The sequence below is a fragment of the Alitiscatomonas sp. genome, from assembly GCF_037242085.1.
In the GTDB taxonomy this organism is placed as follows: domain Bacteria; phylum Bacillota; class Clostridia; order Lachnospirales; family Lachnospiraceae; genus Alitiscatomonas; species Alitiscatomonas aceti.
The window spans coordinates 1-16,205 of record NZ_JAXXBR010000061.1; the positions used below are offsets into that span (position 1 = coordinate 1).

17 protein-coding genes and 1 tRNA gene are annotated in these 16,205 nt (G+C 49.5%); 12 read left to right on the forward strand and 6 right to left on the reverse strand.

The features are described 5' to 3' along the window. From WIH05_RS04660 to WIH05_RS04680, 5 genes are all read right to left on the reverse strand, one after another. A partial coding sequence (locus WIH05_RS04660; protein WP_337425049.1) for a YidC/Oxa1 family membrane protein insertase occupies positions 1 to 678 on the reverse strand: 678 nt, incomplete at its 3' end. Between the two features lie 21 nt (positions 679 to 699). After that, positions 700 to 894, reverse strand: a complete 195-nt coding sequence (gene yidD / locus WIH05_RS04665) for a membrane protein insertion efficiency factor YidD (protein ID WP_215653421.1) — start codon at positions 892 to 894, stop codon at positions 700 to 702. 23 nt (positions 895 to 917) lie between these two features. After that, positions 918 to 1,262 (reverse strand): ribonuclease P protein component, encoded by a 345-nt coding sequence (rnpA, locus tag WIH05_RS04670; protein WP_022272198.1) that lies wholly within the window; start codon positions 1,260 to 1,262, stop codon positions 918 to 920. 65 nt (positions 1,263 to 1,327) lie between these two features. Next, the gene (rpmH, locus tag WIH05_RS04675) at positions 1,328 to 1,462 is read right to left on the reverse strand and encodes a 50S ribosomal protein L34 (protein WP_158359160.1); all 135 of its coding nucleotides are present in this window, start codon (positions 1,460 to 1,462) and stop codon (positions 1,328 to 1,330) included. Between the two features lie 242 nt (positions 1,463 to 1,704). Beyond that, entirely contained in the window at positions 1,705 to 2,337 is a 633-nt protein-coding gene (locus WIH05_RS04680; RefSeq protein ID WP_022272197.1) for an ECF transporter S component, read from the reverse strand. 317 nt (positions 2,338 to 2,654) lie between these two features. On the opposite strand from WIH05_RS04680, the gene dnaA reads away from it, so the two are divergent. The 12 genes from dnaA (at position 2,655) to WIH05_RS04740 (ending at position 15,978) form a co-directional block, all read left to right on the forward strand. Then, complete coding sequence (dnaA, locus tag WIH05_RS04685; RefSeq protein ID WP_022272196.1) at positions 2,655 to 4,019, forward strand: chromosomal replication initiator protein DnaA; 1,365 nt, start codon at positions 2,655 to 2,657, stop codon at positions 4,017 to 4,019. 269 nt (positions 4,020 to 4,288) lie between these two features. Further along, the gene (gene dnaN, locus WIH05_RS04690) at positions 4,289 to 5,407 is read left to right on the forward strand and encodes a DNA polymerase III subunit beta (protein WP_337425050.1); all 1,119 of its coding nucleotides are present in this window, start codon (positions 4,289 to 4,291) and stop codon (positions 5,405 to 5,407) included. 52 nt (positions 5,408 to 5,459) lie between these two features. Then, positions 5,460 to 5,669, forward strand: a complete 210-nt coding sequence (locus tag WIH05_RS04695) for an RNA-binding S4 domain-containing protein (RefSeq protein WP_022272194.1) — start codon at positions 5,460 to 5,462, stop codon at positions 5,667 to 5,669. 12 nt (positions 5,670 to 5,681) lie between these two features. Beyond that, positions 5,682 to 6,782, forward strand: coding sequence for a DNA replication/repair protein RecF (recF, locus tag WIH05_RS04700; protein WP_022272193.1), 1,101 nt, complete (start codon positions 5,682 to 5,684; stop codon positions 6,780 to 6,782). Between the two features lie 22 nt (positions 6,783 to 6,804). Further along, the gene (gene gyrB / locus WIH05_RS04705; protein ID WP_215653410.1) at positions 6,805 to 8,715 is read left to right on the forward strand and encodes a DNA topoisomerase (ATP-hydrolyzing) subunit B; all 1,911 of its coding nucleotides are present in this window, start codon (positions 6,805 to 6,807) and stop codon (positions 8,713 to 8,715) included. A gap of 48 nt (positions 8,716 to 8,763) precedes the next feature. Then, positions 8,764 to 11,277, forward strand: coding sequence for a DNA gyrase subunit A (gene gyrA / locus WIH05_RS04710; protein WP_337425051.1), 2,514 nt, complete (start codon positions 8,764 to 8,766; stop codon positions 11,275 to 11,277). 23 nt (positions 11,278 to 11,300) lie between these two features. Continuing rightward, complete coding sequence (locus tag WIH05_RS04715; protein WP_158359152.1) at positions 11,301 to 12,761, forward strand: M20 family metallopeptidase; 1,461 nt, start codon at positions 11,301 to 11,303, stop codon at positions 12,759 to 12,761. 24 nt (positions 12,762 to 12,785) lie between these two features. Next, positions 12,786 to 13,628 carry a YitT family protein gene (locus WIH05_RS04720; protein ID WP_158359151.1) on the forward strand — a complete coding sequence of 281 codons (843 nt, stop codon included), beginning with the start codon at positions 12,786 to 12,788 and terminating at the stop codon, positions 13,626 to 13,628. Between the two features lie 18 nt (positions 13,629 to 13,646). Then, positions 13,647 to 14,489 carry a fumarate hydratase gene (locus WIH05_RS04725; RefSeq protein WP_158359149.1) on the forward strand — a complete coding sequence of 281 codons (843 nt, stop codon included), beginning with the start codon at positions 13,647 to 13,649 and terminating at the stop codon, positions 14,487 to 14,489. Positions 14,490 to 14,528: 39 nt separating this feature from the next. Next, positions 14,529 to 15,083 carry a Fe-S-containing hydro-lyase gene (locus tag WIH05_RS04730; RefSeq protein ID WP_337425052.1) on the forward strand — a complete coding sequence of 185 codons (555 nt, stop codon included), beginning with the start codon at positions 14,529 to 14,531 and terminating at the stop codon, positions 15,081 to 15,083. Position 15,084: 1 nt separating this feature from the next. Next, positions 15,085 to 15,795, forward strand: a complete 711-nt coding sequence (locus WIH05_RS04735; protein WP_337425053.1) for a lysophospholipid acyltransferase family protein — start codon at positions 15,085 to 15,087, stop codon at positions 15,793 to 15,795. A gap of 95 nt (positions 15,796 to 15,890) precedes the next feature. Then, positions 15,891 to 15,978, forward strand: a tRNA-Ser gene (locus WIH05_RS04740). Here WIH05_RS04740 and WIH05_RS04745 read toward each other — a convergent pair. Beyond that, positions 15,960 to 16,205 (reverse strand): hypothetical protein (locus WIH05_RS04745; protein ID WP_337425054.1); only part of this gene is annotated, 246 nt, incomplete at its 5' end. The two genes, WIH05_RS04740 and WIH05_RS04745, sit on opposite strands and share 19 nt — an antisense overlap.

Consider the following 16,205-nt stretch of genomic DNA (forward strand, 5'->3'; position numbering starts at 1 on the left):
TAAGCCGCAGAAGGTGTTCATCCGCTCGATCACGCTGGCATTTTCCGCGATCACACTGGAAATAGCCGGGAACAGTCCCTCTAACTCCTGCCACTGGGCAGTCGTGAATTTATAAAGCAGGTCCACCATCTTGTCGGCGCTGGCAAAATCAAAGGTCTCAATGGATTTCACCGCTGCTGCTGTGGCAATATTGGTAATGCCCTGCATCTTTTCTGCGTAACCGGCCTGTCCCATTAACGGGATGACCACATTGTCAAAATATACCCGGACAGACGGAACGTAAGCCGGAATATTATAGATCACACGGTATAAGGCAAACAGGATCGGCATCTGGATCAGCAGGGGCAGACAGCCGCCTGTCATGCTGGTGCCGTACTTTTCATAAACCGCCTGAACCTCCACGTTCTGGCGCTGTAAGGACTCGTTATCTGTTTTTCCCTTATACTTTTTCTGGATCGCCTGAATTTCAGGGTTCATCACAGACATGAGCTTCGTAGTCTTCTGCTGCTTGATCGTAAGAGGGATCATCAGAGTCTTCATTACGATGGTAAACAAGATGATACATAAGCCCACGTTGAAAATACCAAAGATATCCGTAAACCGGAACAGGATATCCATGATATATCCAAGGACGGTAGCAATAGGTCCTAAAATAGACCCTGCTTTTGTCAATATCATAGCTGTAACCTCCTGGGTTTCCTACGGAACTGGATCATAACCGCCTTTTGCAAACGGATGACAGCGAAGGATCCGCCTGCAAGCAAGATACGTACCCTTTACAGCGCCATACTTTTCCAGTGCTTCCAAGGCGTATTGGGAGCACGTAGGCGTGTAGATACAGTGAGGGCCAATACACGGCGAAATAAACTTTCTGTAAAACCTCACCATGCCCATTAATACTTTTTTTACCAAACCTCTCACTTCGATTCTTTTAAAATGTTATGAAGTCCGCATAAGTGCAGAAACGCACTTTCAATTTTGTCGAATTTTTTGTCTCTGGCCGCGGCCCGCGCAACCACAACGATGTCTTTTCCATCCTCCAGCATGTCTTCGTTTAAACGGAAGCTCTCCCGCACAAGCCTGGCAAACCGGTGTCTTACGACGCTGTTGCCGACCTTCTTACTGACAGAGATCCCGATCCTGGCTCCCTTTCGGTCTGTATCCAGCACATACATGACCAGGTACTTATTTGCATAGGACCTTCCCTGGCGGTAGACCGCCTGGAACTCGCTGTTTTTCTTTAACGAATGAAATCTCTTCATAGAAACCTCAAAAAATAAGAGTACCCAAAAGTTTTCCTAAACTTCCGGATACTCTCTTGGATTCATTAAGCTGATAATCTGGCTCTACCTTTTGCTCTTCTGGCAGCTAAAACTTTTCTTCCGCCTGCGCTGCTCATTCTCGCTCTGAAACCATGAACTCTTTTTCTCTGAGTATTTTTCGGCTGAAATGTCATCTTCATAATCCCGGCACCTCCTCTTACTATAAATTCCAAGTACCTTTTTTCATGTACTGTATAAACTTAGACATGATGAAACATCGTTTCAATTATATAGAAGTTATGCGGCTTCGTCAAGACTAAATTTCGGGAAAAAGCCAAAAAAGGAGCGGGAAATTCCCGCTCCGCAAGAAAATGTATTTATTTTCTTATTTGTCACTATATTTAGTATCTTCCTATTATATAATAAGAAACGTTTTTTTCAACTAATGGTTTTTTACCTTTAAAAGCGCCTTTACAATGGCTGTGGTCAGGATCGCCGCCACAATGGCCTCCGGGATCCCGAAGCCCACGATCACTCCCAGGATCATATCATAAAGGCGGGCCACCACTTTATTTGAGGCTGCGGCATAGCTGTTTCCAAAGAAAAAGTAGATGCCGTTCATTACCAGGATCGTATTGGTCATGGAACCTGCGATACCAGCCAGGCCAAGGGCCACGGTCTGGCCGCCCTTTTTTCCACGGGCGAGCTTTAAGACCAGCTCATACACATAGTATGCCGCCACTCCGATCAGGACTCTGGGGACGATGGAGATCACCACACTCCACATATTCCCGCTGTATCCGCCGATGGTCACAAAGGGGCTGAATACAAAGGAGGTCACCGTAGGCGTAAGCGTCGCACGGACCAGACTGGTGAGCCCAAATACAAGGCCCAGATACGCGCCGTATTTAGGGCCAAGAAGGAGCGCGCCGATAATGACCGGGACATGGATGATGGTGGCATTCATAAAGCCAAGGGGGATGTAGCCCAGGAATGGTACTACTGACATGGCAATGATGACGGCCGTGAAGATCCCGGCAAGGGACATGTCTAAGACTTTCTTTTCAATTTTCATGATCTTCCTCCTGCTACTGTTCTTTTCTTATAAAAGATACAATGCAATATAGTCACACACGCATTATACAAAACCATGGGAAAATGTCAATAAAGTTTTCCCCATTCCTATGAAAAATAATTATCCCCAATTTGTGGACAAACTGTGGATAACTTTCCGGATAACCTGCGGATAATTTGTGGATTGAATCTTTTCATTGAAAATTCCATCGGATTATTGTAAAATGATATTAGATTGGGTTTATGTGCTTTTGTGGACGGGTCCAAAACTTATCCACAGTTATGCACAGGTTTATACACATATTTAGGAGTACAGATATGCTGGAGAAAATTTTAGAGAAATGGGACGCGATCCTTTTAAATATCAAGGAGGAGCACGATGTCACCGATGTGTCCTACAAGACGTGGCTGCTGCCTTTGAAGCCATATTCTGTGGATAAACATATCCTCACCATCCTGGTGCCCGACGCCCTGTTTCTGGAGTATGTGAAAAAAAAATACGAGTTTTTGTTGAAAGTTACCATTGAAGAGCTGACCGGGATCTCCTGTGAGATCACATTTATCCCCAAAGACAGCATCAAAGAGGAGGAACCGGAAAAAAAGCTGATCCAGAACCACACGGCTGCCGTTAGCCAGCTGGCGATCCAGAACGCCAATCTGAATCCCCGCTATACCTTTGACACCTTTGTGGTGGGAAAAAATAACAACCTGGCCCACGCCGCATCCCTGGCTGTGGCCGAATCCCCAGGAGAGATCTACAATCCGCTTTTTATTTATGGAGGCGTGGGACTGGGAAAGACCCATCTGATGCATTCAGTGGCCCATTTTATCCTAAAAAATAATCCCAGCGCCAAGATCCTCTATGTGACCTCTGAGAAATTCACCAATGAGCTGATCGACGCCATCCGTAATAAGAACAACGTTTCCACCACGGAATTCCGTGAAAAATACCGGACCAACGACGTCCTCCTCATTGACGATATCCAGTTCATCATTGGAAAAGAAAGTACCCAGGAGGAGTTTTTCCACACCTTCAACGCCCTTTATGAGGCCAAAAAACAGATCATCATCTCCTCAGACCGCCCGCCCAGAGAGATCGAGACCCTGGAGGACCGTCTCCGCTCCCGGTTCGAGTGGGGTCTGACTGTGGATATCCAGCAGCCAGACTATGAGACACGGATGGCGATCCTTCGGAAAAAGGAGGAGCTGGAAGGCTATAATATTGATAATGAAGTGATCAAATACATCGCCTCCAACATTAAATCCAATATCCGTGAGCTGGAGGGAGCCCTTACAAAAATCGTAGCCTTAAGCAAGCTGAACAACCGCGAGATCAATATCGAGCTGGCGGAGGAGGCCTTAAAGGACCTGATCTCCCCCAATGCCGTGAAGGAAGTGACTCCCCAGCTGATCCTTAATGTGGTGGCGGAGCATTTTGGGATCAATACCCTGGATATCATCGGCCAGAAGCGCAGCAAGGAGCTGGTATTCCCCCGGCAGATCGTGATGTATCTCTGCGGTGATATGACGACCGAGTCCCTCCAGAATATCGGCAAAGCCCTGGGAGGCCGCGACCACACCACGATTATCCACGGAACGAAGAAGATCGCCGACCGTTTAAAGACCGATGAAAATCTTCAGAACACTGTGGATATCTTAAAGAAAAAGATCAATCCTCACTGATCTGTGGACAGCCTTGTGGAATACCCGTGAAAAATTTGTGGATAAGCAGCTGAAATTTTTTTCAGATTTTCCCCTTGTGGATACTTCTTAAGTTATTCATCCTGAATCTTAAGGTTACCCACAGCTTGTTCAACGTGGAAAATCCTCTATATTTCAGCAATTTTACGCTTATTCACAAATTCACAGCCCCTACGACGATTGCGACGAAAATCTTTTATATATTTCTCTATTAAACCTGTCGCCAGCCAGAAAGGAAGTTATCAACATCTATGAAACTGACATTTCAAAAAGCCGCTTTACTAAACGGCATTAATATTGTTTTAAAAGCCGTTCCCTCAAAAACAACCATGCCTATTCTGGAATGTATCCTGATCGACGCATCCACCGATGTCATCAAGCTGACCGGTAACGATATGGAGCTGGGGATCGAAACAAAAGTTGAAGGAAATATTCTTGAAAAAGGAAAAATCGCCTTAGATGCAAAGCTTTTTTCTGAGATCACCAGAAAATTATCCGATGGAGATTCCATGGTGACCATCGAATCCGATGAAAAATACAACACCACCATTACCTGTGACAACTCTGTATTCCGGATCCAGGGAAAAGACGGGGACGAATTCTCCTATCTCCCCTATATTGAAAAGAATAAATATATCTGTCTGTCCCAGTTTACATTAAAGGAGCTGATCCGACAGACGATTTTTTCCATTTCTGTCAACGACAGCAATAAAATGATGACCGGAGAGCTGTTTGAAGTAAACGGCGATTCCTTAAGAGTGGTATCCTTAGACGGCCACCGGATGGCGATCCGGAAGATCCTTTTAAAAGATACCTATGAAAATACAAAGGTCATCGTTCCGGGAAAAACCTTAAACGAGATCAGCAAGATCCTGACCGGAGACAATGAAAAAGAGGTGCAGATCTACTTCGGCGCCAACCATATTTTATTTGAATTTGACGATACGATCGTGGTTTCCCGCCTGATCGAGGGAGAATATTTTAAGGTGGACCAGATGCTGTCCAGCGATTACGCCACCAAGATCTCTGTAAATAAAAAGGAATTCTTAGACTGCATCGAAAGAGCCAGCATCCTGATCCGGGAAAATGATAAAAAACCGATCATTTTAAACATCGAGGAATCAAAAATGGCCCTGAAGCTGAATTCCAGCTTTGGAACTATGAATGCAGAGATCCTGATCTACAAGACCGGCCAGGATCTGATGATCGGCTTCAATCCCAAATTCCTCATCGACGCCCTGCGGATCATCGACGACGAAAATGTGACGCTTTATATGATGAACCCCAAGTCCCCCTGCTTTATTAAGGATGAGGAGGAAACATATATTTACCTGATCCTGCCGGTGAACTTCAACGCGGCGGCGGTATAAACATATACCTGGTAATGGTATATACTCCTGGTATGGAATAGAAAGGAAAAAAATGGAAAAGATTCATTTAAAGGATGATTTTATAAAGCTGGGCCAGGCTCTTAAGCTGGCCGGCCTGGTGGATTCCGGCGTGGAGGCCAAGATCGTGATCCAGGACGGAAAGGTTTCTGTCAACGGAGCGGCGGAGCTCCAGAGGGGAAAGAAGCTTTATCCGGGCGATGTGGTATCCTTTGGCGGAAAGGAATTTCAGATAGAAAAATAAGGGTACGGTTTCATGTTCATTGAGTCGATCGAGCTTCTGAATTACAGGAATTATAAGCAGTTACATATGGACTTCCACAGCGGGACCAATGTGCTTTACGGCGACAATGCCCAGGGAAAGACCAATATCCTGGAAGCCGTTTATGTATGCAGCACCACCAAGTCCCATAAAGGGAGCAAGGATAAAGAGATCGTCCGGTTCGGGGAGGAGGAATCCCATATTAAGATGACCGTCCGGCGGGACGGGATCCCATACCGGATCGATATGCATCTGAAAAAGAACCGGACCAAGGGCGTGGCCGTCAACGGCGTCCCAATAAAAAAGGCCAGCGAGCTGTTTGGGATCGTCAACGTGATCTTTTTCTCCCCTGAGGACTTAAACATCATAAAAAACGGACCGGCTGAGCGGAGGAGGTTCCTGGATCTGGAGCTCTGCCAGCTGAACAAGGTGTATGTATACGATCTGGTCCAGTATAACCGGGTGGTGGTCCAGAGAAATAAGCTTTTAAAGGAGATGGATTCGGATCCGTCCTTAAAGGAGACCTTAAATATCTGGGATTCGCAGCTGGTGCGGTTCGGAAGCGAGCTGATCCGGCTCCGGACCCGTTTTGTGGAGGAATTAAACGAGCTGATCCGTGAGATCCATTTTCATCTTTCCGGTGAAAGGGAGGAGCTTGAGATCCGGTATGAACCCAATGTGACGCCGGAAACCTTTGAAGCAGAGCTTTCCCGGAACCGGAACCAGGAGCTGAGGCAGAGACTCACACTGACAGGCCCCCACAGGGATGACCTGAATTTTATCGTCAATGGCGCAGATATCCGGAAATTTGGTTCCCAGGGCCAGCAGAGGACGGCGGCCCTGTCCTTAAAGCTTTCGGAGATCGAGCTGGTGAAAAGGACCGTGAAGGATTATCCGGTGCTGCTTCTGGACGACGTGCTGTCTGAGCTGGACGGAAAACGCCAGGAGCACCTGCTGTCAGAGATCAGCCATATCCAGACGCTGATCACCTGCACAGGACTGGATGAATTTGTGAACAGCAGATTTCAGATGGACAAGATTTTTAAGATCGTTGAAGGAACCGTTGAGAGTGAAGAGCTGTGTGTGCAGTTGTAACAGAATTTAAAGGAGGAACATCATGAGCACAGAATATGGAGCCGACCAGATTCAGATCCTGGAAGGCCTTGAAGCAGTAAGAAAAAGACCTGGAATGTATATTGGGAGCACTTCCTCCAGGGGACTTCATCATCTTGTATATGAGATCGTAGACAATTCCGTGGATGAGGCCCTGGCGGGATACTGTGATTCCATCGACGTCCAGATCAACCCGGATAATTCCATTACGGTGGTGGACGACGGCCGCGGGATCCCGGTGGACATCCAGAAAAAGGCCGGGATCCCGGCGGTGGAGGTGGTATTTACCATCCTTCATGCCGGAGGAAAGTTCGGCGGCGGGGGCTATAAGGTTTCCGGCGGGCTCCATGGCGTGGGTGCATCGGTGGTAAATGCCTTGTCCGAGTGGCTGGAGGTGGAGGTACGCACAGGCGGCCATGTATATAAACAGCGGTATGAACGGGGAAAGACCATGTATCCCTTAAAGATCGTGGGAAGCTGTGGGGCGGAGGAGCACGGCACCCGGGTCACCTTCCTGCCGGATAAAGAAATTTTTGAAGAGACCGTTTACGATTTTGATACCTTAAAGATCCGTTTAAGGGAGACGGCCTTTCTGACCAAGGGGCTGAAGATCACTCTGAGGGACGGACGGGAGGAGAAAAGGGAAAAGACCTTCCACTATGAAGGCGGGATCCGTGAGTTTGTGGAGTATTTAAACCGCAGCAATGTGCCCCTGTATGAGCATGTGTTTTACTGCGAGGGCCAGAGGGACGGCGTGCTGGTGGAGGTTGCCATGCAGCACAATGACTCCTATACAGAAAATATATACAGCTTCGTCAATAACATCAACACGCCTGAGGGCGGGACCCATCTGACCGGCTTTAAAAATGCCCTCACGAAGACGTTCAACGACTACGGGAGAAAGAATAAGCTTTTAAAGGAAAATGAACCGGCCCTTTCCGGTGAGGATATCCGGGAGGGACTGACGGCTATCATCAGCATCAAGGTGGAGGATCCCCAGTTTGAGGGACAGACCAAGCAGAAGCTGGGCAACAGCGAGGCCAGAGGAGCCGTGGACGGCGTGGTCAGCGAGCAGCTTACCTATTATCTGGAACAGAATCCGTCAGTGGCCAAGGCCATCATCGAAAAATCTGTCCTGGCCCAGAGAGCCCGGGCGGCTGCCAGGAAGGCCAGGGATCTGACCAGAAGGAAGACGGCTCTGGATGGCCTTTCTCTCCCTGGAAAGCTGGCGGACTGCTCCAGCAAGAATCCGGAGGAGTGCGAGATCTACATCGTAGAGGGAAATTCCGCCGGCGGTTCGGCCAAGGATGCGAGAAATAAGGCCACCCAGGCGATCCTGCCGCTGCGCGGAAAGATCTTAAACGTGGAGAAGGCAAGACTGGACCGGATCTACGGAAATGCAGAGATCCGTTCCATGATCACGGCCTTTGGAACCGGGATCCACGAGGAATTTGATATTTCCAAGCTGAGATACCATAAGATCATCATTATGACCGATGCGGACGTGGACGGCGCCCATATCAGCACCCTGCTCCTGACGTTTATATACCGGTTTATGCCGGAGCTTATCAAACAGGGATACGTTTATCTGGCCCAGCCGCCTCTTTATAAGCTGGAAAAGAATAAGCGCATCTGGTACGCATACAGCGATGAAGAGCTCAATGAGATCCTGAAGGAAGTGGGCCGCGACCAGAATAATAAGATCCAGCGATATAAGGGTCTGGGAGAGATGGACGCGGAGCAGCTCTGGGAGACGACCATGGATCCCGAGCGCCGGATCCTTCTTCGAGTGACCATGAATGAAGAAATGACATCAGAGATCGATCTGACCTTTACCACCTTAATGGGCGATCAGGTGGAACCCAGAAGAGAATTCATTGAATTAAACGCCAAATACGGAACCCTGGATATTTAATCCCGGGATATGGAGAGGCCCTTGGGGCCAAGAAGGGTGGAAAAATAAATGGAACCGAATATTTTTGATAAAGTGCATGACATTGATCTGAAAAAGACAATGGAAAAGTCGTATATCGACTATGCGATGAGCGTCATTGCCGCCCGAGCGCTTCCGGACGTGCGGGACGGATTAAAGCCGGTGCAGAGAAGAGTGCTGTACTCCATGGTGGAGTTAAATAATGGACCGGATAAGCCCCATAGAAAGAGCGCCCGTATCGTCGGTGATACCATGGGTAAATACCATCCCCACGGCGACACCTCCATTTACGGAGCCTTGGTAAATATGGCCCAGCACTGGTCTATGCGGTATATGCTGGTGGACGGCCACGGAAACTTTGGATCTGTGGACGGCGACGAGGCGGCGGCCATGCGGTACACCGAAGCCAGATTAAGCAAGATCTCAACGGAAATGCTGGCGGATATTTATAAGGACACTGTGGACTTTGTTCCCAACTTTGATGAAACAGAAAAAGAGCCGGTAGTCCTGCCGTCCAGATTTCCAAATCTTCTGGTCAACGGCGGAACCGGCATTGCCGTCGGCATGGCCACCAATATCCCGCCCCATAACCTGCGGGAAGTGATCGCAGCGGTGGTAAAGATCATCGACAATAAGGTGGAGGAGAACCGGGAAACGACCATGGAGGAGCTGCTTTCCATCATCAAGGGACCGGATTTCCCCACGGCGGCTACCATCCTGGGGACCAGGGGCATAGAGGAGGCATACCGGACCGGACGCGGAAAGATCAAGGTGCGTGCGGTGACGGACATCGAGACCATGCCCAACGGAAAGAGCCACATCATCGTCACAGAGCTTCCCTACCTGGTCAATAAGGCCCGCCTGATCGAAAAAATGGCGGAGCTGGTAAAGACAAAGAAGATCGACGGCATCACGGCCATCACCGACGAATCCAACCGGGAGGGCTTAAGGATCAACATCGAGCTGAGGAGAGACGTCAACGCAAATGTGATCTTAAACCAGCTCTTAAAGCACACCCAGCTCCAGGATTCCTTCGGCGTGATCATGCTGGCTCTGGTAAACAACGAGCCCAAGGTCCTTACCCTGTCCCAGATGCTTACGTATTATCTGGATCACCAGAAGGACGTGGTGACCAGAAGGACCAGATATGACTTAAATAAAGCAGAGGAACGGGCCCACATTTTAGAGGGACTGTTAAAGGCCCTGGATCATATCGACGAGGTGATCCGCATCATCCGGGGTTCAGCCAACGTGGGAGAGGCAAAGACCCAGTTAATGGCCCGTTTTGGCCTTTCAGATGTCCAGGCCCAGGCCATTGTGGACATGCGTCTGCGGGCGCTCACCGGTCTGGAACGGGAGAAGCTGGAGAATGAATACAAAGAGCTTCAGGCCAGGATCGCAGAGCTGAAGGCCATCTTATCAGATGAAAACAAGCTCTTAGGCGTGATCCGGAAGGAGCTTCTGGTGATCTCTGACAAATACGGGGATGACCGCCGGACAAAGATTGGCTTTGATGACGACGTTTCCGTGGAGGATCTGATCCCCGACGACGACGCAGTGATCGCCATGACCAACCTGGGCTATATCAAGAGGATGTCTGTGGACAATTTCAAGAGCCAGAACCGGGGAGGAAAAGGGATCAAGGGAATGCAGACCATCGAGGAGGACTTCATCGAGGACCTTCTGATGACCACCAATCACCATTATATCATGTTCTTTACCAATACAGGCCGCTGCTATCGGTTAAAGGCCTATGAGATCCCGGAGGCCGGAAGAACGGCCAGGGGCACAGCCATTGTTAATCTTCTCCAGCTTCAGCCGGGAGAAAAGGTAACGGCGACGATCCCCATGAAGGAGATCGACAATGAAAAATATCTGATGATGGCCACAAAGAACGGTATGGTGAAAAAGACCCGCATGGAAGAATACACCAATATGAGAAAGACCGGCCTCCAGGCCATCCTCCTCCGTGAGGACGACGAGCTCATTGAGGTAAAGGTGACTGACGATACGGAGGATATCTTCCTTGCCACAAAATACGGCCTTTCCATCCGCTTTAAGGAGAGCGACGTGCGGATCACCGGACGGGTCTCCTACGGCGTCATCGGAATGAAGCTGGATCCGGGCGACCAGGTCATCGGCATGCAGATGGAGAGCCAAGGCGAATATATGCTGGTGGCTTCCGAAAAAGGATATGGAAAGAGGACCCGCATATCAGAATTTAAGAGCCAGCTCCGGAACGGCCGCGGACTTCTTTGCTATAACGTGACGGAGAAAACAGGATGCCTGGTGGGAATGAAGCTGGTGGACGATGAGCGCGACATCATGCTCATCACCAACGAGGGCATACTGATCCGCATGAGTGTGGACGATATTTCCGTCATTGGAAGAAATACGTCCGGAGTCAAATTAATGAGCATCGATCCGGATTCCAACGTGCGTGTGGCCACCATCGCCAAGGTGCGGGAAAGCAGCCATGGGGACGGAGAGGAAGACGGTGAAGAGATAAAAACGGATCTGGAGAATGGGGACCAGAACGAATAAATCAGACTGAGGGAGGTAGTCTTATGGGAATTTCAAAAAAAGAGGCCTTACAGGCGATCGAGCGGGAACGGGAAATGATCTGTGCAGCCAGCGATGCAGTCTGGGATCATCCGGAAACTGCATTCCAGGAATTTAAGTCCACAGAGATCCTCTGTGAGCTCCTGGAGAAAGAGGGCTTTTCTGTGGAGAGGAACCTGGCCGGGATCCAGACAGCATTTTCCGGCCGGTTTGGCCATGGAAAGCCGGTGGTGGGCATCCTGGGTGAATTCGATGCCCTTTCCGGCCTTTCCCAGGAGTCGGAGAGCATTGAAAAGGTGCCTGTATGTGAGGGGGAGCCGGGCCACGGCTGCGGCCATAACCTGCTGGGAGCCGGATCTGTGGCTGCGGCCATTGCCGTAAAGGAATACCTGGAGAAGAATGGAAAAGAGGGGACTGTGGTATTTTTCGGCTGTCCCGGTGAGGAAGGCGGCTCCGGCAAGGGCTTTATGGCCAGGGACGGTGTCTTTGACGAGCTGGATTTCGCCATCAGCTGGCATCCCGGCGACCAGAATGAGGTTTCTGTGGGAAGCTCTCTGGCCAATTACCAGGTATTTTACCGGTTCTTCGGAACGGCGTCCCATGCGGCGGCCTGTCCGGAGCTGGGAAGGAGCGCCCTGGATGCTGTTGAGCTTATGAACACCGGCGTGCAGTATTTAAGAGAGCATGCCATCCAGGAAGCCAGGATCCATTACGCCATTACCAACACCGGCGGCTATTCTCCCAATGTGGTGCAGCCATTTGCGGAGGTCTTATACCTGATCCGTGCGCCTAAAAACGATCAGGTGAAGGAACTGTTTGAGAGAGTCAATGACATTGCCAGGGGAGCGGCTCTGATGACTGGTACCCGGATGGAAATGCAGTTTGTGAAGGCATGCTCCAATGTGGTGGACAATACGGTCCTGGAGGAGGTGCTCCAGAAAAACCTGGAAGAGGTAGAGCGGGAGCCCTATACAGAAGCGGAGCTGGAGTTTGCGAAAAAGCTTGCGGGTACATATGGCGGCGGTGAGCTGGATGTCCAGGATCTCCTGAAGCGGTATGAGAAGTCCAGAAAGGCAGAGGTGGAGGCCTTCTTAAACGCCCATAAGGACGATGTGATCTGCGATTATATCGTGCCCTTAAAGGATACAGAGACCGTTATGGCCGGTTCCACAGATGTGGGCGATGTAAGCTGGGTATGCCCTACGGCCCAGATCAACGCAGTGACCGAGGCGGCTGGAACACCAGGCCATTCCTGGCAGCAGGTGTCCCAGGGAAAATCCTCTATTGCCCATAAAGGCATGCTGTTTGCCGGAAAGGTCATGGCTGGAGCCATCATCGACGTGCTGGAGGATCAGAGGCTGATCGGTGAGGCGAAGGACGAACTGAAAAAACGGGTCGGCGAAGCCGGCTATGTGGCTCCGATCCCCAAGGATGTAAGGCCTATGGCCATCAATCCGAAAAAATAATGGAGCTGTTTGAGGTAAGATGTGATGAAAGCATGGGAAACGTTTAAAGAGTATTTTATGATCACGGTAGGAGTGGCGATCGTGGCGGTATCCGTTTATTTCCTTCTGGTTCCAAGCCATGTGACTGTGGGAAGCATCAGCGGTCTGTCGATCATCCTGGAATATTTTATTCCTCTGCCGCTCTCAGTGATCACCTTTATCCTGAATGCCATCCTTCTGGTGGTTGGATTTTTACTGATTGGAAAGGATTTCGGGATCAAGACCGTTTATACGTCTCTGATGATGCCAGTGATGATGGGAGTCCTGGAGCGGATCTATCCGGATGTACAGTCGATCATGAAGGATCCGTTTCTGGATATGATCGTGTATATTTTCATTGTAAGCATTGGACAGGCGGTGATGTTCCGCTATAATGCGTCCTCGGGCGGCCTGGATATAGTTGGAAAGGTCCTCAATAAATACATGCATATCGAGCTGGGAAGAGCCATTTCCATGGCTGGAATGCTGGTAGCCATTTCCTCGATCCTTACGTCTGATCTGAATATGGTGATCTTAAGCATTTTGGGTACGTACCTCAGCGGTATTATCCTGGATCACTTCATCTTCGGCTTCAACATTAAAAAGAGGATCTGTATCATCTCCAAAAAGGAAAAGGAGATCACAGATTTCATCCTCCATGAGATGCACAGCGGAGCCACCATCTATGAGGCCAGGGGCGCTTACGACAATACGGTGCGCCGGGAGATCATAGCCATTGTATCGAAGAATGAATATTCCAAGCTGATGAATTTCATTACGAAGACGGATAAGGACGCGTTCGTTACGGTCTATACAGTCAATGAGGTTTTATACAGACCGAAATTCTAAAGGAACAAAGGAGAGGCCATGAGAGAGGTTTCAGTAAGCGAGATCACAAAAAACATAAGGGAGATGTGCATTGAAGCCAACCATTTCCTGTCTCCGGACATGAAGCAGGTCTTTGATGAGGCTGTAAGCAGGGAGGAATCCCCTCTGGGAAAACAGATCTTAAACCAGCTGGAGGAGAATCTCCGGATCGCCGGGGAGGACATGATCCCCATCTGCCAGGATACCGGAATGGCCGTGGTATTTTTAAAGGCGGGCCAGGAGGTACACTTTACCGGCGGCAGTCTCACAGAGGCGGTCAATGAAGGCGTCCGCCAGGGGTATACAGAGGGATTTTTAAGAAAATCCGTGGTGCAGGACCCCATCGAGCGGGTGAATACCGGCGACAATACACCGGCCATCCTTCATTATGAGATCGTGGAGGGAGACTCGGTGGAAATCACCGTGGCTCCCAAGGGCTTTGGCAGCGAAAATATGAGCCGTGTGTTCATGCTGAAGCCGGCAGATGGCATTGAAGGCGTTAAGGAGGCCATTCTGACGGCAGTCCGGGATGCGGGGCCCAATGCCTGTCCGCCCATGGTGGTGGGCGTCGGCATCGGTGGTACCTTTGAAAAGTGCGCCCTTATGGCAAAGCATGCGCTTACCAGAGACCTCTCTGAGGAAGCTCCGGTCCCCTATGTGCGGGAACTGGAAAAAGAGATGCTGGAACGGATCAATGGCCTGGGAATCGGTCCTGGCGGCCTGGGAGGCCGTATAACGGCCTTTGCCGTGAATATTGAAACGTATCCTACCCACATTGCGGGACTGCCGGTAGCGGTCAATATATGCTGTCATGTAAACCGCCACGCCCACCGGGTCATCTGATCATGAAAAATCCGGTATCATCGGATAAAGGAGAGAGCCATGGATAAAAATATACATGTACCTATCAGCCGGGAGGACGCAGAGGGTCTGAAGGCCGGCGATTACGTTTATTTGACAGGCACGATCTATACGGCCAGGGATGCGGCCCATAAACGGATGAAGGAAACTCTGGACGCAGGAAAGGAGCTTCCCCTTTCCCTAGACCGGAATGTGATCTATTATATGGGACCGTCTCCGGCCAGGGAGGGCCGTCCCATCGGCTCTGCCGGCCCTACGACCGCCAGCAGGATGGATAAGTATGCTCCGGAGCTCCTGGACCTGGGCCTGGGGGCCATGATCGGAAAAGGAAAAAGAAGTCCGGCGGTGGCTGACGCCATCGTAAGGAACGGGGCTGTTTATTTTGCTGCCATTGGAGGAGCAGGAGCTCTTTTATCGAAATGTATTTTAAGCTCAGAGGTGATCGCATACGGAGATCTGGGGCCAGAGGCGGTGAGAAAGCTGGAGGTAAAGGATTTCCCGGTGGTAGTGGTCATCGATTCCCAGGGGAATAATCTTTATGAAACCGCCGCCAGGGCGTATGCAAAGGAAGGATGACATGAACAGAATCGCTTATATGGTCATAAAGAGCCTGCCGTTTGTTCCGGCATGGTTTTACCGCGTATGCCGCCTGGGAAGAGATCAGGATCCCCATACGGAGCAGGAGCGGTATGATTATTTAAGAAAACTGGTTAAGAGGGTCAATAAAAGCGGCCGTGTGGCAATTGAGGTCCATGGCCGCGACAACCTTCCTGCCGCGGACGGCTTTATCATGTTCCCGAATCACCAGGGCCTCTTTGACGTTCTTGCTGTGATCGAGGGATGTCCACGCCCATTTGGTGTGGTCATAAAAAAAGAGGCAGCGGATATCATTCTCGTAAAGCAGGTAGTGAGACTGCTCAGAGGGATTTCCATAGACCGGCAGGATACCAGGAGCTCTTTAAAGGTGATCAATCAGATGACAGAAGAGGTCAGGAAAGGGAGAAATTATCTGATCTTTCCAGAGGGGACCAGATCCAGAAAGGGGAATGAGCTACTGGAATTTAAAGCAGGTACCTTTAAAAGTGCTGTAAACGCCTGCTGTCCCATAGTGCCGGTGGCATTGATCAACAGCTTCAAGCCCTTTGATATCCGTTCCATCAAAGAAGAGACAGTCCAGGTCCACTTTTTAAAGCCTATTGAGTATGATCAATATATAGGAATGAAAACAAAAGAAATCGCACATCTTGTACATGACAGGATACAGGAAGAAATAAATAAATTTATCTAAAAAAAATATTGACAAAATGTTTTTTCTCTTATATAATGACATATGCGTCTGGCGAATGCCAGAATTTAATAAGTGATTATTAGCTACGGTAATAAGGAGAAATACTCAAGAGGCCGAAGAGGCGCCCCTGCTAAGGGTGTAGGTCGGGAAACCGGCGCGAGGGTTCAAATCCCTCTTTCTCCGTTCACTGCAAGCAGCATGACGGCACAGCAAACGCCGGAGCTGTCAGACAGTGGTACGTAAAGCAGGACAGAGTTTATATGGCCAGCAGAGCGTAAATGAATTTCTTCAAAAAAGAAATTCAAAAAAATAAAAAAAGTTCTTGACAAACAGAATACAGCATGATATACTATCGAAGCTGTCGCTGAGAAAGACAAGAACAGCACAGAACCTTGAAAACTGAACAGTAT

Coding starts and splice junctions, on each gene's coding strand:
- recF (WP_022272193.1), top strand. CDS start 5,682: ATGTTCATTGAGTCGATCGAGCTTCTGAATTACAGGAATTATAAGCAG.
- WIH05_RS04680 (WP_022272197.1), bottom strand. CDS start 2,337: ATGAAAATTGAAAAGAAAGTCTTAGACATGTCCCTTGCCGGGATCTTC.
- gyrA (WP_337425051.1), top strand. CDS start 8,764: ATGGAACCGAATATTTTTGATAAAGTGCATGACATTGATCTGAAAAAG.
- rnpA (WP_022272198.1), bottom strand. CDS start 1,262: ATGAAGAGATTTCATTCGTTAAAGAAAAACAGCGAGTTCCAGGCGGTC.
- WIH05_RS04725 (WP_158359149.1), top strand. CDS start 13,647: ATGAGAGAGGTTTCAGTAAGCGAGATCACAAAAAACATAAGGGAGATG.
- WIH05_RS04730 (WP_337425052.1), top strand. CDS start 14,529: ATGGATAAAAATATACATGTACCTATCAGCCGGGAGGACGCAGAGGGT.
- WIH05_RS04720 (WP_158359151.1), top strand. CDS start 12,786: ATGAAAGCATGGGAAACGTTTAAAGAGTATTTTATGATCACGGTAGGA.
- gyrB (WP_215653410.1), top strand. CDS start 6,805: ATGAGCACAGAATATGGAGCCGACCAGATTCAGATCCTGGAAGGCCTT.
- WIH05_RS04715 (WP_158359152.1), top strand. CDS start 11,301: ATGGGAATTTCAAAAAAAGAGGCCTTACAGGCGATCGAGCGGGAACGG.
- dnaA (WP_022272196.1), top strand. CDS start 2,655: ATGCTGGAGAAAATTTTAGAGAAATGGGACGCGATCCTTTTAAATATC.
- yidD (WP_215653421.1), bottom strand. CDS start 894: ATGGGCATGGTGAGGTTTTACAGAAAGTTTATTTCGCCGTGTATTGGC.
- rpmH (WP_158359160.1), bottom strand. CDS start 1,462: ATGAAGATGACATTTCAGCCGAAAAATACTCAGAGAAAAAGAGTTCAT.
- dnaN (WP_337425050.1), top strand. CDS start 4,289: ATGAAACTGACATTTCAAAAAGCCGCTTTACTAAACGGCATTAATATT.
- WIH05_RS04735 (WP_337425053.1), top strand. CDS start 15,085: ATGAACAGAATCGCTTATATGGTCATAAAGAGCCTGCCGTTTGTTCCG.
- WIH05_RS04695 (WP_022272194.1), top strand. CDS start 5,460: ATGGAAAAGATTCATTTAAAGGATGATTTTATAAAGCTGGGCCAGGCT.